This window comes from Rickettsia endosymbiont of Cantharis rufa (genome assembly GCF_964026445.1).
GTDB lineage: Bacteria > Pseudomonadota > Alphaproteobacteria > Rickettsiales > Rickettsiaceae > Rickettsia.
In genome coordinates, this window is record NZ_OZ032150.1 from 536,341 (window position 1) to 554,389 (window position 18,049).

The following is an 18,049-nucleotide window of genomic DNA, read 5'->3' on the forward strand; positions in this document are numbered from 1 at the left end:
CCGGCGAATGGTGCGGTCGAGAAGATTTGAACTTCCAATCTTTTTACAGAACAGCACCCTCAATGCTGCGCGTCTACCAATTTCGCCACGACCGCTTAAGTTTTACTCTATAGCAGATTATGAGGATAATATCAATAGGGTTTTGATGCCATTTTTATCTTTTTATGTCATGCTCGCGGAAGCGGGAATCCAGAGAAAAAGCATAAATACAGCAAATTTTTAAAATTAAAAGCTTGATTTATCTCGCTTTATTCTGGATTCCTGCTTTCGCAGGAATGACATATAATGCCTCTTCACGATGACAACCCTACGACAAACTCACAACAAAACTAGGTATAATAGATTGCTTAACAGCAGCTTTTGTTAAGCTAACTAGTTTTTTCTCAATATTATCAAAATTAATATGATATTCTCTAGAGTTTCCGGTTAACACTAGGGCGGAGTCTATACCGAGGCGATTTGCTGCAAGTATATCAGTGTAAAAAGTGTCCCCTATCATTAAAATATGTTCCTTAGAGGTACTATGACATTCTTTAAAAACCTTGCTATATATTTCTGCATGCGGCTTGCCGCTATAAATTACTTGTCCGCCAAGTTGCTTTATTTTTTCGGCATAATAGCCGCTGCAATATCTATAAACACCGAGCTGATTTATTCCAAGGTCAGGGTTAGCGCATATATTGATCATTTTACGTTCTATGACGATTTTAAATAATTCATCAAACTCGTTTAAATCTAAATTTTCGTTTTCATCCCTGTAAATAGTCATTAGGAAAATATTAGCTTTGTTGATATCATAGGTAATAGGGCATTGTATGCCATTTAATATATCATTTTCTAAATGTCCCAAATGATATATTACCGGTTTTTCAATACCGAAGCGCTCTTTGCTTTCTAAAATCATTTCTACTGCTATTTCACCTGAGCTAATGATCATTTCCGGCTTTGCATTTAATCCCCAAGATTTAATTGTTCGATGAAGTGAAAAAATATTTCGTGGAGCATTAGTGACAAAATATACTTTTTTCCGTTCAATAAGTTTATTAATATTTTGTACAACATTAGGGTAGGTATGTCCTCCTTCGATTATTACTCCCCAAAGATCAAATAAAAATACGTCATAATCATCCATTACATCGAAAATATTTTTTAACTTTAATGTATTCATTGTTATTTCATTAATTTGGTATTGTTTCAGTGTCATTTCCGCGGAAGCGGGAATTCAGAAAAAAAGTATAAAAACGGTAAATATTTTAAATTAAAAGCTCGATTTATCTCACCTTAGACTAGATTCCCGCCTACGCGGGAATGACATCGGTGAGATAATCCCACTAATTTTAAATCAAGAAACTTTACTATTCTAATAAGTTACATTATAGTTATTTTTATTGTTTCTAGCAACAAATAAATATTGTGTCGGATTATGTCGGAAATTGAAGAAAAATTTAATGAATCATCATATGGTGCTGATTCTATAAAGGTTTTAAAAGGTCTTGAAGCGGTAAAGAAAAGACCTGGAATGTATATCGGTGACGTGGGTGATGGGTCTGGTCTACATCATATGATTTATGAAGTAGTCGACAACGCTATCGATGAGTCGCTTGCTGGTTATTGTGATTTAGTACAGGTAACCTTAAATAAAAACGGCTCGGTTACCGTATCCGATAATGGACGAGGTATACCTGTTGAAATTCACGAAGAAGAGGGAATATCGGCAGCTGAAGTAATTATGACGCAGCTTCATGCTGGCGGTAAGTTTGACCAGAACTCCTATAAAGTTTCCGGTGGTTTGCACGGCGTTGGTGTATCTGTAGTAAATGCTCTTTCTGAATGGCTTGAGCTGCGTATTTGGCGTAATAATAAGGAATACTTAATTAGATTTAACAACGGAATAACAGAAGCTCCGCTTGCGCTAGTCAAAGAAAATATTGATAAAAAGGGTACGGAAGTTACTTTTTTCCCTTCTGTAGAAACATTTACCAATATAGAATTTGATTTTGCAACTATAGAACATCGTTTAAGGGAGCTTGCTTTTTTAAATTCAGGAATAAAGATTTTACTCGTCGATAACCGCTTTGAAGAAGCTAAGGAAACAGAGTTTTATTATACGGGTGGTATAGAAGCCTATGTGAAATATATAGATAGAGCCAAACATACCGTTCATCAATGTATAATAGTTAATGGTGATAATCCAGACTCAGGTATACGAGTTGAGCTTGCCATGCATTGGAATGATTCTTATCATGAAAATATTTTATGTTTTACTAATAATATTAGGCAGCGTGACGGCGGTACGCATCTCAGTGCTTTTAAATCAGGTATAACTAGGGCGGTTACTTCTTATCTTAATAACACAGGTCTTAACAAAAAAACTAAAAATGATTTCAGTGGCGAAGATATTCGAGAAGGATTGTGTTGTGTATTATCAGTTCAAGTTCCCGATCCTAAATTTTCCTCTCAGACAAAGGATAAGCTAGTAAGCTCCGAAGTACGACCGGTTGTTGAAAATGCCGTCTATACTAAAGTACTCGAATGGTTTGAAGAGCATCCTGCCGAAGCTAAGCTAATTATAAACAAGATTATGGAAGCAGCTAACGCTCGTGAAGCTGCTAGAAAAGCAAGAGAGCTAACTAGAAGAAAATCAGTCTTAGAAGTATCAAATTTGCCAGGTAAACTTGCGGATTGCCATTCAAAAGATCCGGCAGCTTCAGAACTGTTTATAGTTGAGGGAGATTCTGCGGGTGGTACTGCAAAACAGGGTAGGGATAGTAAAATTCAGGCTATATTACCTCTACGTGGTAAAATTTTAAATGTTGAACGTGCAAGATTTGATAAAATGCTTGGTTCTGATCAAATCGGTACGTTAATTACGGCTCTTGGAATTAGTGTTGAGCGAGAATTTTCACTTGAAAAACTTAGATACCATAAAGTTATTATTATGACCGATGCTGATGTTGATGGATCGCACATTAGAACTTTGCTGCTTACGTTTTTCTATCGTCATATGCCGGAGCTAATAAATAAAGGTTATCTATATATAGCACAGCCACCTCTTTATAAAGTGAAAAAAGGAGCAGCCGAGCTTTATTTAAAGAATGAGCAAGCTTTGCAAGATTATTTGATAAAATCAACTATCAATGATGCAACCTTAACTCTAGACGGTAAAGAGAAGTTGGTAGGTGATAATTTAGAAGAGCTAATTAGTAAAGTAGTAAAGTTTAACGACTTGCTTGATCATGCTAGCAAAAAATTTAATCGCTCAATTACTGAAATTCTTGCAATTAATGACTTACTTAATAATAAAATATTTGAGGTTGAAAGTGATTTAAGCCTTAAAAAAGCTTTAGATGCTTTAAATAGCTTAGAAGAGTCGCCTGATAAAACTAATTGGGAAGTTTTAAAACATGAAAATAAAATAGAGTTCTTCCGTTTTAGCAGAGGCTTAAAAGAAAGTAAAATATTGTTGAAAGAGCAGTTGGAATCATTTGAGTTTATACAAATATCAAAGCTTGCTTTAACAATTTTTGATATATTTGATAAGCAATTAAAGCTTACGGTAAAAAATCAAGAATTTGATATTTTAACACCGAGTAGGCTATTAAATACTATTATAGAGTGCGGAAAAAAGGGTATAAGCATTCAGCGTTTCAAAGGACTTGGTGAGATGAATTCCGATCAGTTATGGGACACTACGCTTAACCCTGACAGAAGAACTTTATTACAAGTAAGAGTTGCTCAAGAAGACGATGCAGAGGTGATTTTTTCTACTTTAATGGGTGATGTTGTTGAACCTCGTAGATTATTTATCCAAGAGAATGCTTTAAACGTCGTGAATTTGGATGTATAGTACAGCGTCATCTCAATCACTTGACATAAGCGAATTTTGTGGGTATAGCCTGTGCTCACGTACTTTTTGTACGCTGCGCAGGCTATCCCCTAAATTCATCTTGTCTGAAGCGATTGATATTTAGCTGTATCCTTTAAAGATAATCAGCGTCATCCCGTGGCCCCACCACGGGATTCAGTACTTAAAAAGTCTAAATATAGTAAATTTTTAAAATTAAAAACTTAATTTATCTTGCTTTATGCTGGACCCCGTGGTCAAGCCACGGGGTGACACCGGAAACATTTTTATAAAACTTATGCAAAAATTAATTATTCACGGCGGTAAACCTCTCAGAGGTAGTATTAATATTAGCGGTGCTAAAAATGCCGTGCTACCTATTATGACAGCTTCTATTCTTACCGATAAACTGCACATTACTAACGTTCCAAAGTTAACGGATGTTAGTACTATGAAAAACTTGCTAAGAAGTCATGGAGCAGATATTGAAATAGTAGAACACCAAGATGAATTTAAACTTATAATTAATACCGGAAGTATAAATAACTTTACCGCAGATTATGAAATAGTTCGTAAAATGAGAGCATCGATTTGGGTGCTTGGCCCTTTGCTTACTAAATACGGTAAAGCAAAAGTATCACTTCCGGGCGGTTGTGCTATCGGAGCAAGGCAAGTAGATTTGCATATTGCGGTTTTAAAGTCTATGGGGGCTACAATTGAAATTGAAGACGGTTATATTAATGCTTCAAGTAAAGGACGCTTGAAAGGTACTCATTTTGTTTTTGATAAAGTTTCCGTCGGGGCTACTATTAATGCAATACTTGCGGCTGTTTTAGCAGAAGGCGAGACACTGCTTTTTAATTGCGGCCGGGAGCCGGAAATAGTTGATTTATGTAATTGCCTTATTAAAATGGGAGCAGATATTACAGGTGTCGGCACTAGTGAAATAACAATTAAGGGTAAAGATTCATTAAATAAAGCGAGTTATAGGGTACTCTCTGACCGTATTGAAGCCGGTACTTATATGTTCGCAGCAGCAATTACTAAAGGTGACTTAAAAATTTGTGGGATTGATTATCATATTATAGAAAATATAGCTTTAAAACTTATCGAAACCGGTATAAAAGTTGTACCGATCGATAACGGGGTTCAAGTAACTTATGAAGGGAAGCTAAACTCAGTTGATTTAGAAACCAATCCGTACCCAGGCTTTGCTACCGATTTGCAAGCACAATTTATGAGTCTTATGGCGATTAGTAACGGTGTTTCAATGATCACCGAAAATATTTTTGAAAACCGTTTTATGCATGTACCGGAGTTGTGTAGAATGGGGGCAGATATAACTGTGCGAGGTAATAAGGCTATCGTCCGAGGTGTTGAAACGCTAAAGGGGGCAAAAGTTATGGCAAGTGACCTTAGAGCTTCAGTATCACTAATACTCGCCGGTCTTAGTACTAATAGCAAAACCGTACTACACCGAATATATCACTTAGATCGTGGATTCCAAGATTTAGAAAAGAAATTAAGTAATTGCGGTGCAGATATAAAAAGAGTATAATATAGCTTGTTTATTATTGTGCGGTTTGAGTTGATGTCATTCCTGCGAAAGCAGGAATCCAGTTAAACAAAGCTTTAAGAAGACTTATTTAAAAAAAATATAGAATAAAGAAATCTTTGAAATCAAGATTTTTTAGCATGGATCCCTACTTTCGTAGAGATGACATCAAGGGCTTTTTAAAAATGTCTGGTACAACATAAAGCCAGCAAATTCATTATGTTAACGGAGAAAAATTATGGCAAGAATTACGGCAGAAGATTGTAATAAAGTTATACCTGATAGGTTTAGGCTTGTTGTCTTAGCAACTAGATATGCTAAATTATTAAATTATAAAGTAGAAGCTAGTCAAACCAAAAAAGAAAAGCGTGATAAACCTCCTGTTATTTCACTACGTAGAATTGCTGCCGGAAAAGTATCGGTAGAACAGTTAGAACAAGACTTAATAAACAGTCTACGTACAAGAACTATGATAGAACCTCTTGTTAATCAAGATGAATCAGAAGATGTAGAAGAAAAATTTAATGAATATTTAGCTGAAGTTTGTATAAATGATGATTACTCTGATTTAGATGATCAAATCTTTATTGATGAAAGTGATGAAGATTATGATACAGATAAGTAAATGCTTATCGGTATCGGTACTGATATAGTACAAATTCCTAGAATCAAAAAAATATTACATTCATATCCGAAACTTTTTGCTAAAAGAATTCTAGCCTCAAGGGAATTAAGACAGTTTACTTTATTAGATAAAACAAGTCATGCTACCTTTTTAGCAAAACGTTTTGCTGCTAAAGAAGCTGTTAGTAAAGCTTTTGGGGTCGGAATCGGTCAGGGCATAAACTTTAAAGATATTACTATACTAAATGATGATTTAGGCAAGCCTATAGTAGAAGTTAGTTCAAACTATACAAAAAAATACCCTTCTTTTAATATTCACCTTTCTCTTTCTGATGATTACCCTGTATGTGTAGCATTTGCTGTGATTGAGGGGGAGTTATAACGTTATGCTTGCATAGAGACGTTGTTGTGCGAACCCTATGTCATCATTTTAATTCATGCGAAAGCGGGAATCCAGTAATTAAACGGTACATACACAATAGATTTTCAAAATTAAAAGCTCGATTTATCTCTCTTTACCCTGAATTCCTGCTTTCGCAGGAATGATATTAAATAAATTACCCTCCGGCTTTGCTATCTGCTTTAGGTAATATGATTTTTAAATCAGATTTAGCTTCTAAATCAGAAATATATTTCTTTAGTATTTCTGAAGCTAATATATTATCAATAGTTACTTTTGCTTCTTCTTTTGTCGGGATAGGCACGGACTTTTTCTCAAGTACTTTGATAATATGCCAACCGAAATCGGTTTTTACGGGAGCTGAAACTTCGTTTACTTTTAAAGCAAAAGCTTTCTTTTCAAATTCCGGTACTAACTGTCCTGGTTGATTTAATAGAATGTAACCTATAACTCCACCATTTGCACCTGAAGCTTTATCAATAGATAGCTTTTCTGCAAGTTTAGCAAAATTTTCACCTTTGCTTAATCTGGTTTTAATATCATTAGCTTCTTTTTGGGACTTAACTAAAATATGAGCAACTTGTATCTGCTCTTTACCTTTAAGATTACCGACATATTTATTATACTCGTCATCGAATATCTTGTCTGTAATATTAGATTTTATGTAATTTGCTAGTAATTCTTGTTGAGCTAATTGATTTTTTGCGTTTTCAAGTTTTTCTTGAAATTCCTTAGAAGAAGTAATATTTGACTTAGCAACTTCTTCTTTTAATAAAAGGTTATTAACATAAATTTTTATTAATTTTTCCTGATCCTGCGGCGGAAAATCATCAAAGTTTTTGATTGTTTCACCTGATTGAAGATTAAGCTGCGGCTTAAATTCTTTCATAACTTGTGATTCTTTCACTTCACCGCCTTTATAGGTAGCTACTACTTTATCTTTTGTATCGGCAAAAGCAATACCGGACAGCATGCTAACTGATAAAAATATAACAGATAATTTTTTCATTTATGACTCATATATTGTGTTTAACATAAGCTTAAATTTTATAAAAATAATGCCCAACCGTCAACAGCTATTTGATAATATTTTATTTATTAATAATAATTTACAAATATTTATGTAGTAAAATTACGGGTTGCTCAATATTGAGGGCATTAATTATTTGATAATTTTGTAAAATCACCTATATTTTAAATACAAAATATTATTTAAGGATTTTAATGCTTTCTATATTAAAAAAACTTTTCGGTACAGCGAATGATCGTAATGTAAAAAAACTATTTTCCGAGATTACGAAAATCAACTCGCTTGAGCCTATTATACAAAAATTATCGGATGAGGAGTTAAAGAATAAAACTGCGGAGTTTAAAGAAAAGCTTAAAAACGGAGCAACTTTAGATGATATAGTATATGAAGCATTTGCAGTAGTTAGGGAAGCAGCTAGAAGAGTTTGCGGTATGCGTCATTTTGACGTCCAGCTTATAGGAGGCCTTATATTACATCGAGGCGTGATTACCGAGATGCGTACCGGTGAGGGTAAGACCTTAGTTGCAACGCTTCCTGCTTACTTAAATGCTTTGACCGAAAAAGGAGTGCATATTGTAACCGTGAATGATTATTTAGTAAGCCGTGATTCTGCCTCCATGGGTAAAATTTATAATTTTTTAGATTTATCGGTTGGATGTATTGTTGGCGGTATGCCTGATGAAGCAAAACGAGCTGCCTATAATGCCGATATTACCCATGCAACAAATAATGAACTCGGTTTCGACTATTTAAGAGATAATATGAAGTATAGCATACAAGAGCGAGTACTTCGTCCTTTTAATTTTGTTATTATCGATGAAGTTGATTCGATTTTAATAGATGAAGCTAGAACGCCGCTTGTTATATCGGGTCCGGTTAATGATAATTCAGAATTATACGGTAAAATTGATAAAATTATACGCATGCTTAATGCAAGCGATTTTGAAAGAGATGAAAAGTTAAAGACTATCAATTTAACGGAAACAGGCATTACGCATATAGAATCGCTTTTAAGTAAAGAGGATATTATAAAATCTGATTCCGGTTTATATGATTTTGAGAATTTGACTTTAGTACATTATGTTAACCAAGCCTTAAGAGCTCATAATATGTTTACTGTTGATGTAGATTATTTAATAAGAGACGGTAAAGTAATGATTATAGACGAGTTTACCGGTCGTGTAATGGAAGGGCGTAGATATTCAGAGGGGCTACATCAAGCGTTAGAAGCAAAAGAAAATGTGAAGATTCAAAATGAAAACCAAACTTTGGCATCTATTACTTTCCAAAATTACTTCCGCAATTATCCTAAATTATCGGGTATGACCGGTACGGCTATGACCGAAGCACCGGAACTAAAAGACATATATAACCTCGATGTGGTTGCAGTTCCAACCCATAATAAGGTAACAAGGCTTGATCTTGATGATGAAATTTACGGCAGTAAAAAAGAAAAATATGATGCTATCTTAAAACTGATTAAAGATTGTTACGATCGGGGTCAGCCTATACTTGTCGGTACGATAAGCATAGAAAAGTCAGAAGAACTTTCAAACATTTTAAATAAAGAAAAAATCCCTCATAAAGTATTAAATGCTAAGTTCCATGAGCAGGAAGCTTTTATTATTGCTCAAGCAGGCAGGTTTAAGGCGGTAACGATTGCAACCAACATGGCTGGGCGTGGTACTGATATTATGCTTGGCGGTAACCCTGAGATGTTAATAGAGCAGCTAGATAAAGATCATAGTTATGAAGCTAAAATAGCTGAAATAAAAGCCCAAATTGCTGAAGAAAAAAAGCAGGTTATTGAAGCAGGCGGGTTATTTGTGATAGGTACGGAAAGGCATGAAAGCCGCAGGATAGATAATCAGCTAAGAGGAAGATCAGGGAGACAAGGTGATCCTGGTAAGACTAAATTTTTCCTATCGCTTGATGATGACTTAATGCGTATTTTTGCATCGGATCGTATATCAGGGGTTCTTAGAACGCTCGGACTAAAAGACGGAGAGGCTATCCACCATCCAATGATCAGTCGCTCACTTGAGAAAGCTCAGCAAAAAGTAGAAGGGCATAACTACGAGTTACGTAAAAATTTATTACGTTTTGATGATGTAATGAATGACCAGCGTAAAATAATATATGAGCAACGCACCGAAATTATCAAATCCAAAGATAATTATGGTTTCTTAAATAATGCTACCGAGGAACTAGCCAAAAAGATAGTACTAACTTTCATGCCGACAGGGTCTTACAGAGAAGATTGGGATATAGAAAATTTAAGCGTAGAATTACATCGGGTCTTTTCTATAAAATTTGATCATAGTTTAATAAGTAAAAATGACGTAACGGAAGAAGAAATTACCAAAGTCGTTATACAAATGGCTCATGATATATATAAGTCGAAAGAAGAAGCTTATAGTAGCGAGTTAATGCATAATGCCGTAAAATATATTTTGCTAACGAATCTTGATCAAGTTTGGAAAGATCATTTATATAGCTTAGATCATTTAAGACAAGGTATATCACTTAGAGCTTATGCACAAAAAGACCCTCTTAGCGAATATAAAAGAGAAGCGTTTAATTTATTCGAGCAGATGCTTAATAATTTAAAAGAATTACTTGTTCAAACCGTATATCACTTCCATATCGACTTAAAGCATATTCAAAAAGAAGATGTTTCGCTTGAGCATAAAAAGCTCCAGAAAAATATGCAAGAAAGTCGGGAAGATCCGGCATTTAGTAAATATAATGCAGGAAGTAGCATTGAGACCGATCTTAAACCTGTTATATCACGTATTGACCCTAAAGCTAGAAACCCTGAAGACCATACTAGCTGGGGTAGGGTATCTCGTAATGAGCCATGCCCATGCGGTTCAGGCAAAAAATATAAATATTGTCATGGTGCAAATGAGTAGATGAAGACCTATAATACCCTACGATTTTTACTCTATGTCATTCCCGTGAGGCATTGTTGTGTGGATATCCGAACCGTCATTGCGAGGAGCGAAGCGATGTGACAATCTAGAAAAATAACAAAAAATGCTATTCATTTTTAACTGGGTTGCTTCGTCAATTACTTCCGTAATTTCCTCGTAATGACGACTAGTGCTTACAATGACAAAATCTATATTTGTTGAGCAATAACGATGAAAACAACTTTACCCGATCGATCTCTGCATATCCTAGTTAGACTTAATTATATAGTAAGCCAAATTTTAGATATTGCACAAAATAAAATCGCTATGATTACCTTATATGGTTCGTTTGCTAGAGGCGATTGGGTGCGTGATTTACCTAACGGTTATCACAGTGATACTGATATTTTGATAATCCTGAAGAAAGGTAAATATAAAGGATATATTGCTTTAAGATTAAAAGATACAATATACACAAAATTAAAAAAGACAGGGGTAATAAAGCCTCAAATTATCCCATATGACTCACGCATATCAATAATTCTTGGTCGCCCCCCGTATTGCAGCTTAGCATGAATAATCTATAATCCTCAAACAGTAATAAGAGAGAATTATAGTTAAGGAGTTATGACAAGAATATATGTTAAGTGTAGATCAAGAATAGATGTTAAGTGTAGATATTATAACGACACAGAAAAAGTAGTAAAGGCGGGATATTCAATTTCAAAACAACAGAGATATCAATGCAAGCAGTGTAATCGATATTTTTAACTGTAATATATTAATAATGCCTCTAAGCCTGGAGTCAAGGCTCAGATAGTAGATATGTCAATCAATGGCTCTGGAGTTAGGGATACAGTAAGAGTATTAAAAGTGGGTATCAATACGGTTATCCGTGTTTTAAAAAAATCTAGCGTTAAAAAAGATAAATCATTCTATCAATACGATAGAAGTAATTATTGCTCTTGAAATAGATGAACAATGGCCTTATGTACAGAATAAATCCAAACAAAGATGGCTTTGATATTCTTTGGATAAGATTTTGTTAAAAGTAGTTGCTTATACTTTTGGTACAAGATGTGATAGCACATCAGAATCATTACTGAAAAAAACCGGAGGATTTTAAGGTTACTTTTTACTTTACAGATGGATGGGGAAGTTATGCTAGGTTATTAGATCCCAAAAAACACATTGTTAGTAAAAAATATACTCAACGGATAGAACGGGGTAACTTAAATCTTAGAACAAGATGCAAAAGACTGGCACGTAAAACAATTTGTTTTTCCAAGTCATTGGATATTCATGATAAAGTCATCGGAACTCTTATTGAACGTATAGCTTTTTAATATCCACATCTGCAAAATGGAGGTGCGACCAATTCTTGAATCAACAGATGAAGTAAATAGGCAGTTAGAAAAAGGACGTTATTTTTATACGGATATAAAAAAAGAAGGTATTCTTTTATACGATAGCGAGGAATTTACCTTAAGCGAAGCTAAAGATTTACCTTGGAGCGAGTTGAAAGAAATTGCTAAGGATTACCATAAAGAATGGTTTAAACATGCTAATGAATGTCTTATTGATGTTCATAATATTTTACTAAAAGGTAATTTAAATAAATGCGCTTTTAACTACATCAAGCTACCGAAAGTTTGTATAGCACTATCTTATTAGTTTTTTCTAATTATAAACCTAAATTGCATGATATAGAAGAATTAGGGAGTATGGCAAAAAATTATAATAGTAAGTTATTGCAAGTGTTTCCTATAGCAACTCCCGAACAAAAAGAATGTTTTGAGTTTCTTCAAAAAGCATATGTTGATGCGAGATATGATAAAAACTATAAAATTACAAAAGAACAGCTTTTATATTTAATCGATAGAGTAGAAAAGTTGAAAGAAATATTCTAAAGAATCTGTGCAGCAAGAATTAATCAGTAAGGAGAGCGGGTGTTATTCCTATGAAAGGCTTGCTTGTGTAGATATCAAAACGTCATTGCGAGCAGCAGTAGGCTGCGTGGATATCCGAACCGTCATTGCGAGGAGCGAAGCAACGCGGCAATCCAGAAAAAGATTAAAAAAATTCTATAAATCAGAATTTTTAACTGGATTGCTCCGTCGAGTTGCATTGTAATTCTTCTCGCAATGACGTAACTTTTTCTAGGAAATGCCAAATAATAATTGACGGTAGTTATTGACAAGTTTAGGAAAAAGTTTTATATTCCTCACAAGTTTAAGAAAAAAATTAATAGTATATGTCTAAAGCTAAAGCAAAAACCGCTTCCAAAAATAACCCGACATCTAGGGAACAAGCGAAAGAATATTTTCATAACGGTCAGAAAATCAAACCGGTAAAGCTTATTGCTGCTCAAAATTCTTTTCTCGCTGCCGAATATGAATCTTCCGGAGATTTAGTCGTAGGGAGTCACGGACAACCGTTACCTTGGGGGCTAGTTAAAAGTTTATCTTAATATTTTCACTTCCAAAGACCTCACCAATAAATAATCGGGGATGTAGCTCAGGGGTAGAGCATCTGCTTTGCACGCAGAGGGTCAAGGGTTCGATTCCCTTCATCTCCACCAGTTCCTATAAGTGTTTCAAAGCTTTTTGAAATTCAGCAAAAACCTTAAATACTCCCTGTATGTTTCAAAATGTCTAATTTTTATATTAAATCTCTTTATAAACCCCGAATTTTAAATATTATAACAACTAACTTTGTATTCTTCTTAAAACAACCTCAACTCATCTATTCATACCTCTAATTAAATTTCTATTGCATTCTTAAAACTCTCCATTTAGATTCTATCTATAAGCTAATTTTTAATAAAATATTAGATTTATAGAATTTAATAAGGATATAATTATGTTTAAATTGAAAGTACCGCAAGAAGTAGCAGCAACAAAAACGCCGCATGAGAGATTAATAGAATTTCTAGAAAAAAGAGGATTACAGGTGCAAGCTGATAGCCTAAGAAAGGACGGTACAACTCTTTATCTTTATGGTAACCAAATAGGGGTTGAAGGTGCGAAATTAATTGCTGACTCTCTTAAATCTAACTCTACCTTGTCAACAGCGGTCGAAAAATGAGGTCGTGCCCCCGTATTGCAGCTTAGCATGAATAGTCTATAATCCTCAAACAGTAATAAGAGAGAATTATAGTTAAGGAGTTATGACAAGAATAGATGTTAAGTGTAGATCAAGAATAGATGTTAAGTGTAGATATTATAACGACACAGAAAAAGTAGTAAAGGCGGGATATTCAATTTCAAAACAACAGAGATATCAATGCAAGCAGTGTAATCGATATTTTCAACTGTAATATATTAATAATGCCTCTAAGCCTGGAGTCAAGACTCAGATAGTAGATATGTCAATCAATGGCTCTGGAGTTAGGGATACAGTAAGAGTATTAAAAGTGGGTATCAATACGGTTATCCGTGTTTTAAAAAAATCTAGCGTTAAAAAAGATAAATCATTCTATCAATACGATAGAAGTAATTATTGCTCCTGAAATAGATGAACAATGGCCTTATGTACAGAATAAATCCAAACAAAGATGGCTTTGATATTCTTTGGATAAGATTTTGTTAAAAGTAGTTGCTTATACTTTTGGTACAAGATGTGATAGCACATCAGAATCATTACTGAAAAAAACCGGAGGATTTTAAGGTTACTTTTTACTTTACAGATGGATGGGGAAGTTATGCTAGGTTATTAGATCCCAAAAAACACATTGTTAGTAAAAAATATACTCAACGGATAGAACGGGGTAACTTAAATCTTAGAACAAGATGCAAAAGACTGACACGTAAAACAATTTGTTTTTCCAAGTCATTGGATATTCATGATAAAGTCATCGGAACTCTTATTGAACGTATAGCCTTTTAATATCCACATCTGCAAAATGGAGGTGCGGCCAGGGACTTATACAATGAAAAATATAACAAAACTACCGAATAGAGTCAAAGAGTTTTTAACAGAAACAGCTATCAGAGTTGCAATTAGCAGCGGTTTTATCAAGGGGAGAAGAGGATTAACCGGCTGTTCGTTTGCACAAGCATTAGTATTGGGTAATTTGAGTGATGCTGATTGTAACATAGAAAGAATGTGTCAATTATTACATGAAGAATCAGTAATAATAAGTAAGCAAGGCCTAGATTTCAGATTTAGTAACTCTGCAGTGGATTTTATGAGGAGTATGTATGAGAAAATATCGGTTTATTTGCAAATAGTTTTAAGCTTGATTGCGGGATATTACAGAAATTTAATAACGTTAAGTTACTTGATAGCAGCAATATAAAATTGCCCGACAATATGGAAAGATTATATAAGGGGCATGGGTCAGGATTTAAGGATCATGAGCGTAGAGTAAAAGCTTCGATCAAGCTGCACATTATATAATTATTCAACACAAACAATAAGTAACATAGATATTCTTGCGGGGGCACGATCAGATCAAGGTTATAAAGATTATTTACAGGATATTAATCCTAATGATTTATTGATAGCAGATTTAGGGTATTTTGTTCCTAAGTCTTTTAGTTCCTTAAGTGCTAAAGGCGCTTATTTTATTAGTCGTTACAAGACTGATACTAATATATATGATAGAGCTAGAAATAAATTAGATTTACTTGAGTTATTAGAGAAAGTAACTTTTTGACAAGGTGATATTTTACTTAGCAAGGAATCATTACTACCGGTTAGGATCGTCTGCCATAAGCTTACAAAAGAACAATCTGATATCAGGAAAAGGAAGGCGAATACACTTGCAAAAGCACGTGGCTATAAGTCTTCTCAAAGAAATCAAAATTTACTTGATTGGTCAATATTTATTACTAATATTCCTGAGAGTCAAGTCAGTATCAAGCATATAGCAACGATATATAGAGCAAGATGGCAAATTGAGTTATTATTTAGGTTATATAAAAGTCATTTTAAATAGAATCTCTTAAAGGAAAAAGTGATTCATCTAGGGCATTATGTGAGCTTTATGCTAAGCTATGTGGCATTATAATTTTTCATGCTATATCTAACTGCCTTATATCAAAAATAAATCAGGAAGTTGGTCGCACCTCCATTTTACAGATGTGGATATTAAAAGGCTATACGTTCAATAAGAGTTCCGATGACTTTATCATGAATATCCAATGACTTGGAAAAACAAATTGTTTTACGTGTCAGTCTTTTGCATCTTGTTCTAAGATTTAAGTTACCCCGTTCTATCCGTTGAGTATATTTTTTACTAACAATGTGTTTTTTGGGATCTAATAACCTAGCATAACTTCCCCATCCATCTGTAAAGTAAAAAGTAACCTTAAAATCCTCCGGTTTTTTTTCAGTAATGATTCTGATGTGCTATCACATCTTGTACCAAAAGTATAAGCAACTACTTTTAACAAAATCTTATCCAAAGAATATCAAAGCCATCTTTGTTTGGATTTATTCTGTACATAAGGCCATTGTTCATCTATTTCAGGAGCAATAATTACTTCTATCGTATTGATAGAATGATTTATCTTTTTTAACGCTAGATTTTTTTAAAACACGGATAACCGTATTGATACCCACTTTTAATACTCTTACTGTATCCCTAACTCCAGAGCCATTGATTGACATATCTACTATCTGAGTCTTGACTCCAGGCTTAGAGGCATTATTAATATATTACAGTTAAAAATATCGATTACACTGCTTGCATTGATATCTCTGTTGTTTTGAAATTGAATATCCCGCCTTTACTACTTTTTCTGTGTCGTTACAATATCTACACTTAACATCTATTCTTGATCTACACTTAACATCTATTCTTGCCATAACTCCTTAACTATAATTCTCTCTTATTACTGTTTGAGGATTATAGACTATTCATGCTAAGCTGCAATACGGGGGCGCTACCACTTCTTTAAAAATTTACGAATAGCTTGGGTAAATTTTTGTTTAAAAGATAAATATAGGAAAACAAAAAAATCTACTTTATCTTCTCTTAAACTTATAAACACTCCTTAACATGACGCGTATGATTACTTGGACAGAGCCTTTACTAATGCTTGAAATTCTTTAATTTTATTTTTTAGAGGAATTAATGTTAATCCTTTATCAAGTATTAGCATTAACTGATCTCCTGAAGAAAGATGCAATTGATCACGAATTTTTGCAGGAATATTTATTTTGTCATTTTCAGATATAGCAACTCTGTACTCTGAGTGCATATTCTTTAAATAGTTAAAATTAAATATACACCAAATATAAAATATTATAATTAAAACTACAATAGTAAAATATATTAAATTAATTTTCTTTCACACAGCCTAAAGAGTTGGTATCATATGATGTTGCCGCAAAAAGAAAATATTATATGTTCAACCCAGCCCTTTTAGTTGCATTTTTTACAACGATCATCCGTTATTACGATTATGCTTTATTCGGTTTATCGGCTAGTATTCTTGCACAAAGTTTTTTGCCTAATATAGAGCAGGATAAGCAGCTACTTGGTTTTTTTGCCGTTCTTAGTGCAGCTGCTATAGTACGACCTTTAGGGTCTTTAATTTTTGGATTTATCGGAGATAAATACGGACGTACTAAATCTATCAAAATATCCATGTTCATAAGTAGCATTTCTACCGGATTAATTGCTATTACCCCTTCCTTTGAGATGATAGGTATTTTTGCTACAGTAATACTAACATTATGCCGAATGGTATTTTTAGCAAGTCTTGCCGGAGAAGTTGATGGAATAAAGGTTTATGTAGCTGAACAAACAGGAAATAATAGGAAAAATTTAAATATAGGGATAGTTTCATGTTGTAGTCAAATAGGTGCATTACTTGCGGCTATAGCTTATTATTACGCTAGTAATCCCGGTATCCTGTATTTATGGCGGTTTAATTTTCTTATTGGTGCAATATTCGGCTTATTTGCTATTTTGATGAGAAGATTTTTTAAAGAAAGTAGCGGGTTTTTAAGAGCGTCATCAAAAAGTACCGTGTGGCAAATTATAAAAGATAATAAACTATCTTTTATAATAGCATTACTAGTAAATGGTGCCATCGGAGGAGCGTACCACTTTTTGGTAATTTTCTTAGGAGTTTTTTTAGCAAAAATAGCTTTTATAAATCATCCTGAAATAAAATTTATAAATATAGCTCTTATTATTACTTATGGAATATCAGCCGTTTTTGCAGGATTACTTGCCGATAAAATAAATCCTTTAAGACAGATTGCATGGGCTTTATTTGCCAGCATTATTGTTGCTTTAGGAATGCAAATAATGCTATATAAACAAATATTTAATATTCTCTGTCCCGTTATATTAATAGGGCTTGCAGCATTTTATGCGGTGCCGCTACAAATTATTGTTCAATCTTTATTTAAGACTAATATTAAAATGAGGCTTTATAGTTTATCTCATTCTTTTGGTGGTATTATTCTATCCTCAACTACTCCTTTCTTTAGCATGTTATTATGGCAAAATTTTAAGTCGCTATCCCTAACTTTAAGCTTTTTCATATTTTTGCTTGTAATATTAACTAGTACAGTATTGGTTTTACGTAGAATGTTATCCTTGCATGGATCGAAAAACCTACCCGATGTCATTCCTGCGAAAGCAGGAATCTAGAAATAGTCTTAATATTGACAAAATAAACACATAAAAAACTTATTTTTTTATGTGTTTTACTAGATT

General features: G+C 33.7%; 16 protein-coding genes, 2 tRNA genes and 6 pseudogenes. 19 read left to right on the top strand and 5 right to left on the bottom strand.

What is annotated here, in order from left to right; all coding sequences use genetic code 11:
* Window positions 1-8: 8 nt before the first annotated feature.
* Window positions 9-95 (bottom strand) — tRNA-Leu (locus AAGD46_RS02965).
* A gap of 212 nt (window positions 96-307) precedes the next feature.
* The gene (locus tag AAGD46_RS02970; RefSeq protein ID WP_341787696.1) at window positions 308-1,168 is read right to left on the bottom strand and encodes a TIGR01459 family HAD-type hydrolase; all 861 of its coding nucleotides are present in this window, start codon (window positions 1,166-1,168) and stop codon (window positions 308-310) included.
* A 255-nt stretch (window positions 1,169-1,423) separates the two neighbouring features.
* Between AAGD46_RS02970 and gyrB the strand changes: the two genes are divergently transcribed.
* The 4 genes from gyrB to acpS all read left to right on the top strand — a co-directional run bounded on the left by gyrB (window position 1,424) and on the right by acpS (window position 6,405).
* A complete protein-coding gene (gene gyrB, locus AAGD46_RS02975) occupies window positions 1,424-3,847 on the top strand; it encodes a DNA topoisomerase (ATP-hydrolyzing) subunit B (RefSeq protein WP_341787697.1) in 2,424 nt (807 codons plus the stop codon).
* A gap of 295 nt (window positions 3,848-4,142) precedes the next feature.
* Complete coding sequence (gene murA, locus AAGD46_RS02980; protein WP_341787698.1) at window positions 4,143-5,402, top strand: UDP-N-acetylglucosamine 1-carboxyvinyltransferase; 1,260 nt, start codon at window positions 4,143-4,145, stop codon at window positions 5,400-5,402.
* 235 nt (window positions 5,403-5,637) lie between these two features.
* Window positions 5,638-6,024, top strand: coding sequence for a DNA-directed RNA polymerase subunit omega (rpoZ, locus tag AAGD46_RS02985; RefSeq protein WP_341787699.1), 387 nt, complete (start codon window positions 5,638-5,640; stop codon window positions 6,022-6,024).
* A complete protein-coding gene (acpS, locus tag AAGD46_RS02990; RefSeq protein ID WP_341787700.1) occupies window positions 6,025-6,405 on the top strand; it encodes a holo-ACP synthase in 381 nt (126 codons plus the stop codon).
* Between the two features lie 175 nt (window positions 6,406-6,580).
* Here the strand turns inward: acpS and AAGD46_RS02995 are convergent, their stop codons facing one another.
* Window positions 6,581-7,432, bottom strand: a complete 852-nt coding sequence (locus AAGD46_RS02995) for a peptidylprolyl isomerase (protein WP_341787701.1) — start codon at window positions 7,430-7,432, stop codon at window positions 6,581-6,583.
* A 215-nt stretch (window positions 7,433-7,647) separates the two neighbouring features.
* Between AAGD46_RS02995 and secA the strand changes: the two genes are divergently transcribed.
* From secA to AAGD46_RS08850, 14 genes and pseudogenes are all read left to right on the top strand, one after another.
* A complete protein-coding gene (gene secA, locus AAGD46_RS03000) occupies window positions 7,648-10,368 on the top strand; it encodes a preprotein translocase subunit SecA (protein ID WP_341787702.1) in 2,721 nt (906 codons plus the stop codon).
* Between the two features lie 231 nt (window positions 10,369-10,599).
* Window positions 10,600-10,914: pseudogene (locus AAGD46_RS03005) on the top strand (nucleotidyltransferase domain-containing protein); the annotation flags it as partial.
* 279 nt (window positions 10,915-11,193) lie between these two features.
* On the top strand, window positions 11,194-11,337 hold the full coding sequence (locus AAGD46_RS08815) for an IS1-like element transposase (protein WP_341786690.1): 144 nt from the start codon (window positions 11,194-11,196) through the stop codon (window positions 11,335-11,337).
* A gap of 1 nt (window position 11,338) precedes the next feature.
* Window positions 11,339-11,392, top strand: coding sequence for a hypothetical protein (locus AAGD46_RS08820; RefSeq protein WP_410525954.1), 54 nt, complete (start codon window positions 11,339-11,341; stop codon window positions 11,390-11,392).
* 157 nt (window positions 11,393-11,549) lie between these two features.
* Window positions 11,550-11,714: pseudogene (locus AAGD46_RS08825) on the top strand (IS1 family transposase); the annotation flags it as partial.
* Between the two features lie 31 nt (window positions 11,715-11,745).
* Window positions 11,746-12,278: pseudogene (locus AAGD46_RS08830) on the top strand (HEPN domain-containing protein); the annotation flags it as partial.
* 344 nt (window positions 12,279-12,622) lie between these two features.
* Window positions 12,623-12,838: a hypothetical protein gene (locus AAGD46_RS03025; RefSeq protein ID WP_341787705.1), complete on the top strand. Its 216-nt coding sequence runs from the start codon at window positions 12,623-12,625 to the stop codon at window positions 12,836-12,838.
* A 36-nt stretch (window positions 12,839-12,874) separates the two neighbouring features.
* Window positions 12,875-12,949, top strand: a tRNA-Ala gene (locus AAGD46_RS03030).
* A gap of 281 nt (window positions 12,950-13,230) precedes the next feature.
* A complete protein-coding gene (locus AAGD46_RS03035) occupies window positions 13,231-13,455 on the top strand; it encodes a leucine-rich repeat domain-containing protein (RefSeq protein WP_341787706.1) in 225 nt (74 codons plus the stop codon).
* A gap of 280 nt (window positions 13,456-13,735) precedes the next feature.
* A complete protein-coding gene (locus AAGD46_RS08835; RefSeq protein ID WP_341786690.1) occupies window positions 13,736-13,879 on the top strand; it encodes an IS1-like element transposase in 144 nt (47 codons plus the stop codon).
* Window position 13,880: 1 nt separating this feature from the next.
* Complete coding sequence (locus tag AAGD46_RS08840; protein WP_410525954.1) at window positions 13,881-13,934, top strand: hypothetical protein; 54 nt, start codon at window positions 13,881-13,883, stop codon at window positions 13,932-13,934.
* A gap of 157 nt (window positions 13,935-14,091) precedes the next feature.
* Window positions 14,092-14,256, top strand: a pseudogene (locus tag AAGD46_RS08845) (IS1 family transposase); the annotation flags it as partial.
* A gap of 43 nt (window positions 14,257-14,299) precedes the next feature.
* Window positions 14,300-14,668 carry a hypothetical protein gene (locus AAGD46_RS03045; RefSeq protein WP_341786757.1) on the top strand — a complete coding sequence of 123 codons (369 nt, stop codon included), beginning with the start codon at window positions 14,300-14,302 and terminating at the stop codon, window positions 14,666-14,668.
* A 132-nt stretch (window positions 14,669-14,800) separates the two neighbouring features.
* A pseudogene (locus tag AAGD46_RS08850) lies at window positions 14,801-15,310 on the top strand (IS4 family transposase).
* A 152-nt stretch (window positions 15,311-15,462) separates the two neighbouring features.
* On the opposite strand, the pseudogene AAGD46_RS03050 reads toward AAGD46_RS08850, so the two are convergent.
* Together AAGD46_RS03050 and AAGD46_RS03055 are read right to left on the bottom strand one after the other, a co-directional pair.
* Window positions 15,463-16,182 (bottom strand): annotated as a pseudogene (locus AAGD46_RS03050) (IS1 family transposase).
* 206 nt (window positions 16,183-16,388) lie between these two features.
* Window positions 16,389-16,577, bottom strand: coding sequence for an AbrB/MazE/SpoVT family DNA-binding domain-containing protein (locus AAGD46_RS03055; protein ID WP_341787707.1), 189 nt, complete (start codon window positions 16,575-16,577; stop codon window positions 16,389-16,391).
* 146 nt (window positions 16,578-16,723) lie between these two features.
* Here AAGD46_RS03055 and AAGD46_RS03060 point away from each other — a divergent pair, with 146 nt between their 5' ends.
* Window positions 16,724-17,983, top strand: a complete 1,260-nt coding sequence (locus AAGD46_RS03060; RefSeq protein WP_341787708.1) for an MFS transporter — start codon at window positions 16,724-16,726, stop codon at window positions 17,981-17,983.
* The last annotated feature ends 66 nt before the right edge of the window (window positions 17,984-18,049 follow it).

Coding starts and splice junctions, on each gene's coding strand:
- AAGD46_RS02970 (WP_341787696.1), bottom strand. CDS start 1,168: ATGAATACATTAAAGTTAAAAAATATTTTCGATGTAATGGATGATTAT.
- gyrB (WP_341787697.1), top strand. CDS start 1,424: ATGTCGGAAATTGAAGAAAAATTTAATGAATCATCATATGGTGCTGAT.
- murA (WP_341787698.1), top strand. CDS start 4,143: ATGCAAAAATTAATTATTCACGGCGGTAAACCTCTCAGAGGTAGTATT.
- rpoZ (WP_341787699.1), top strand. CDS start 5,638: ATGGCAAGAATTACGGCAGAAGATTGTAATAAAGTTATACCTGATAGG.
- acpS (WP_341787700.1), top strand. CDS start 6,025: ATGCTTATCGGTATCGGTACTGATATAGTACAAATTCCTAGAATCAAA.
- AAGD46_RS02995 (WP_341787701.1), bottom strand. CDS start 7,432: ATGAAAAAATTATCTGTTATATTTTTATCAGTTAGCATGCTGTCCGGT.
- secA (WP_341787702.1), top strand. CDS start 7,648: ATGCTTTCTATATTAAAAAAACTTTTCGGTACAGCGAATGATCGTAAT.
- AAGD46_RS08815 (WP_341786690.1), top strand. CDS start 11,194: ATGTCAATCAATGGCTCTGGAGTTAGGGATACAGTAAGAGTATTAAAA.
- AAGD46_RS03025 (WP_341787705.1), top strand. CDS start 12,623: ATGTCTAAAGCTAAAGCAAAAACCGCTTCCAAAAATAACCCGACATCT.
- AAGD46_RS03035 (WP_341787706.1), top strand. CDS start 13,231: ATGTTTAAATTGAAAGTACCGCAAGAAGTAGCAGCAACAAAAACGCCG.
- AAGD46_RS08835 (WP_341786690.1), top strand. CDS start 13,736: ATGTCAATCAATGGCTCTGGAGTTAGGGATACAGTAAGAGTATTAAAA.
- AAGD46_RS03045 (WP_341786757.1), top strand. CDS start 14,300: ATGAAAAATATAACAAAACTACCGAATAGAGTCAAAGAGTTTTTAACA.
- AAGD46_RS03055 (WP_341787707.1), bottom strand. CDS start 16,577: ATGCACTCAGAGTACAGAGTTGCTATATCTGAAAATGACAAAATAAAT.
- AAGD46_RS03060 (WP_341787708.1), top strand. CDS start 16,724: ATGTTCAACCCAGCCCTTTTAGTTGCATTTTTTACAACGATCATCCGT.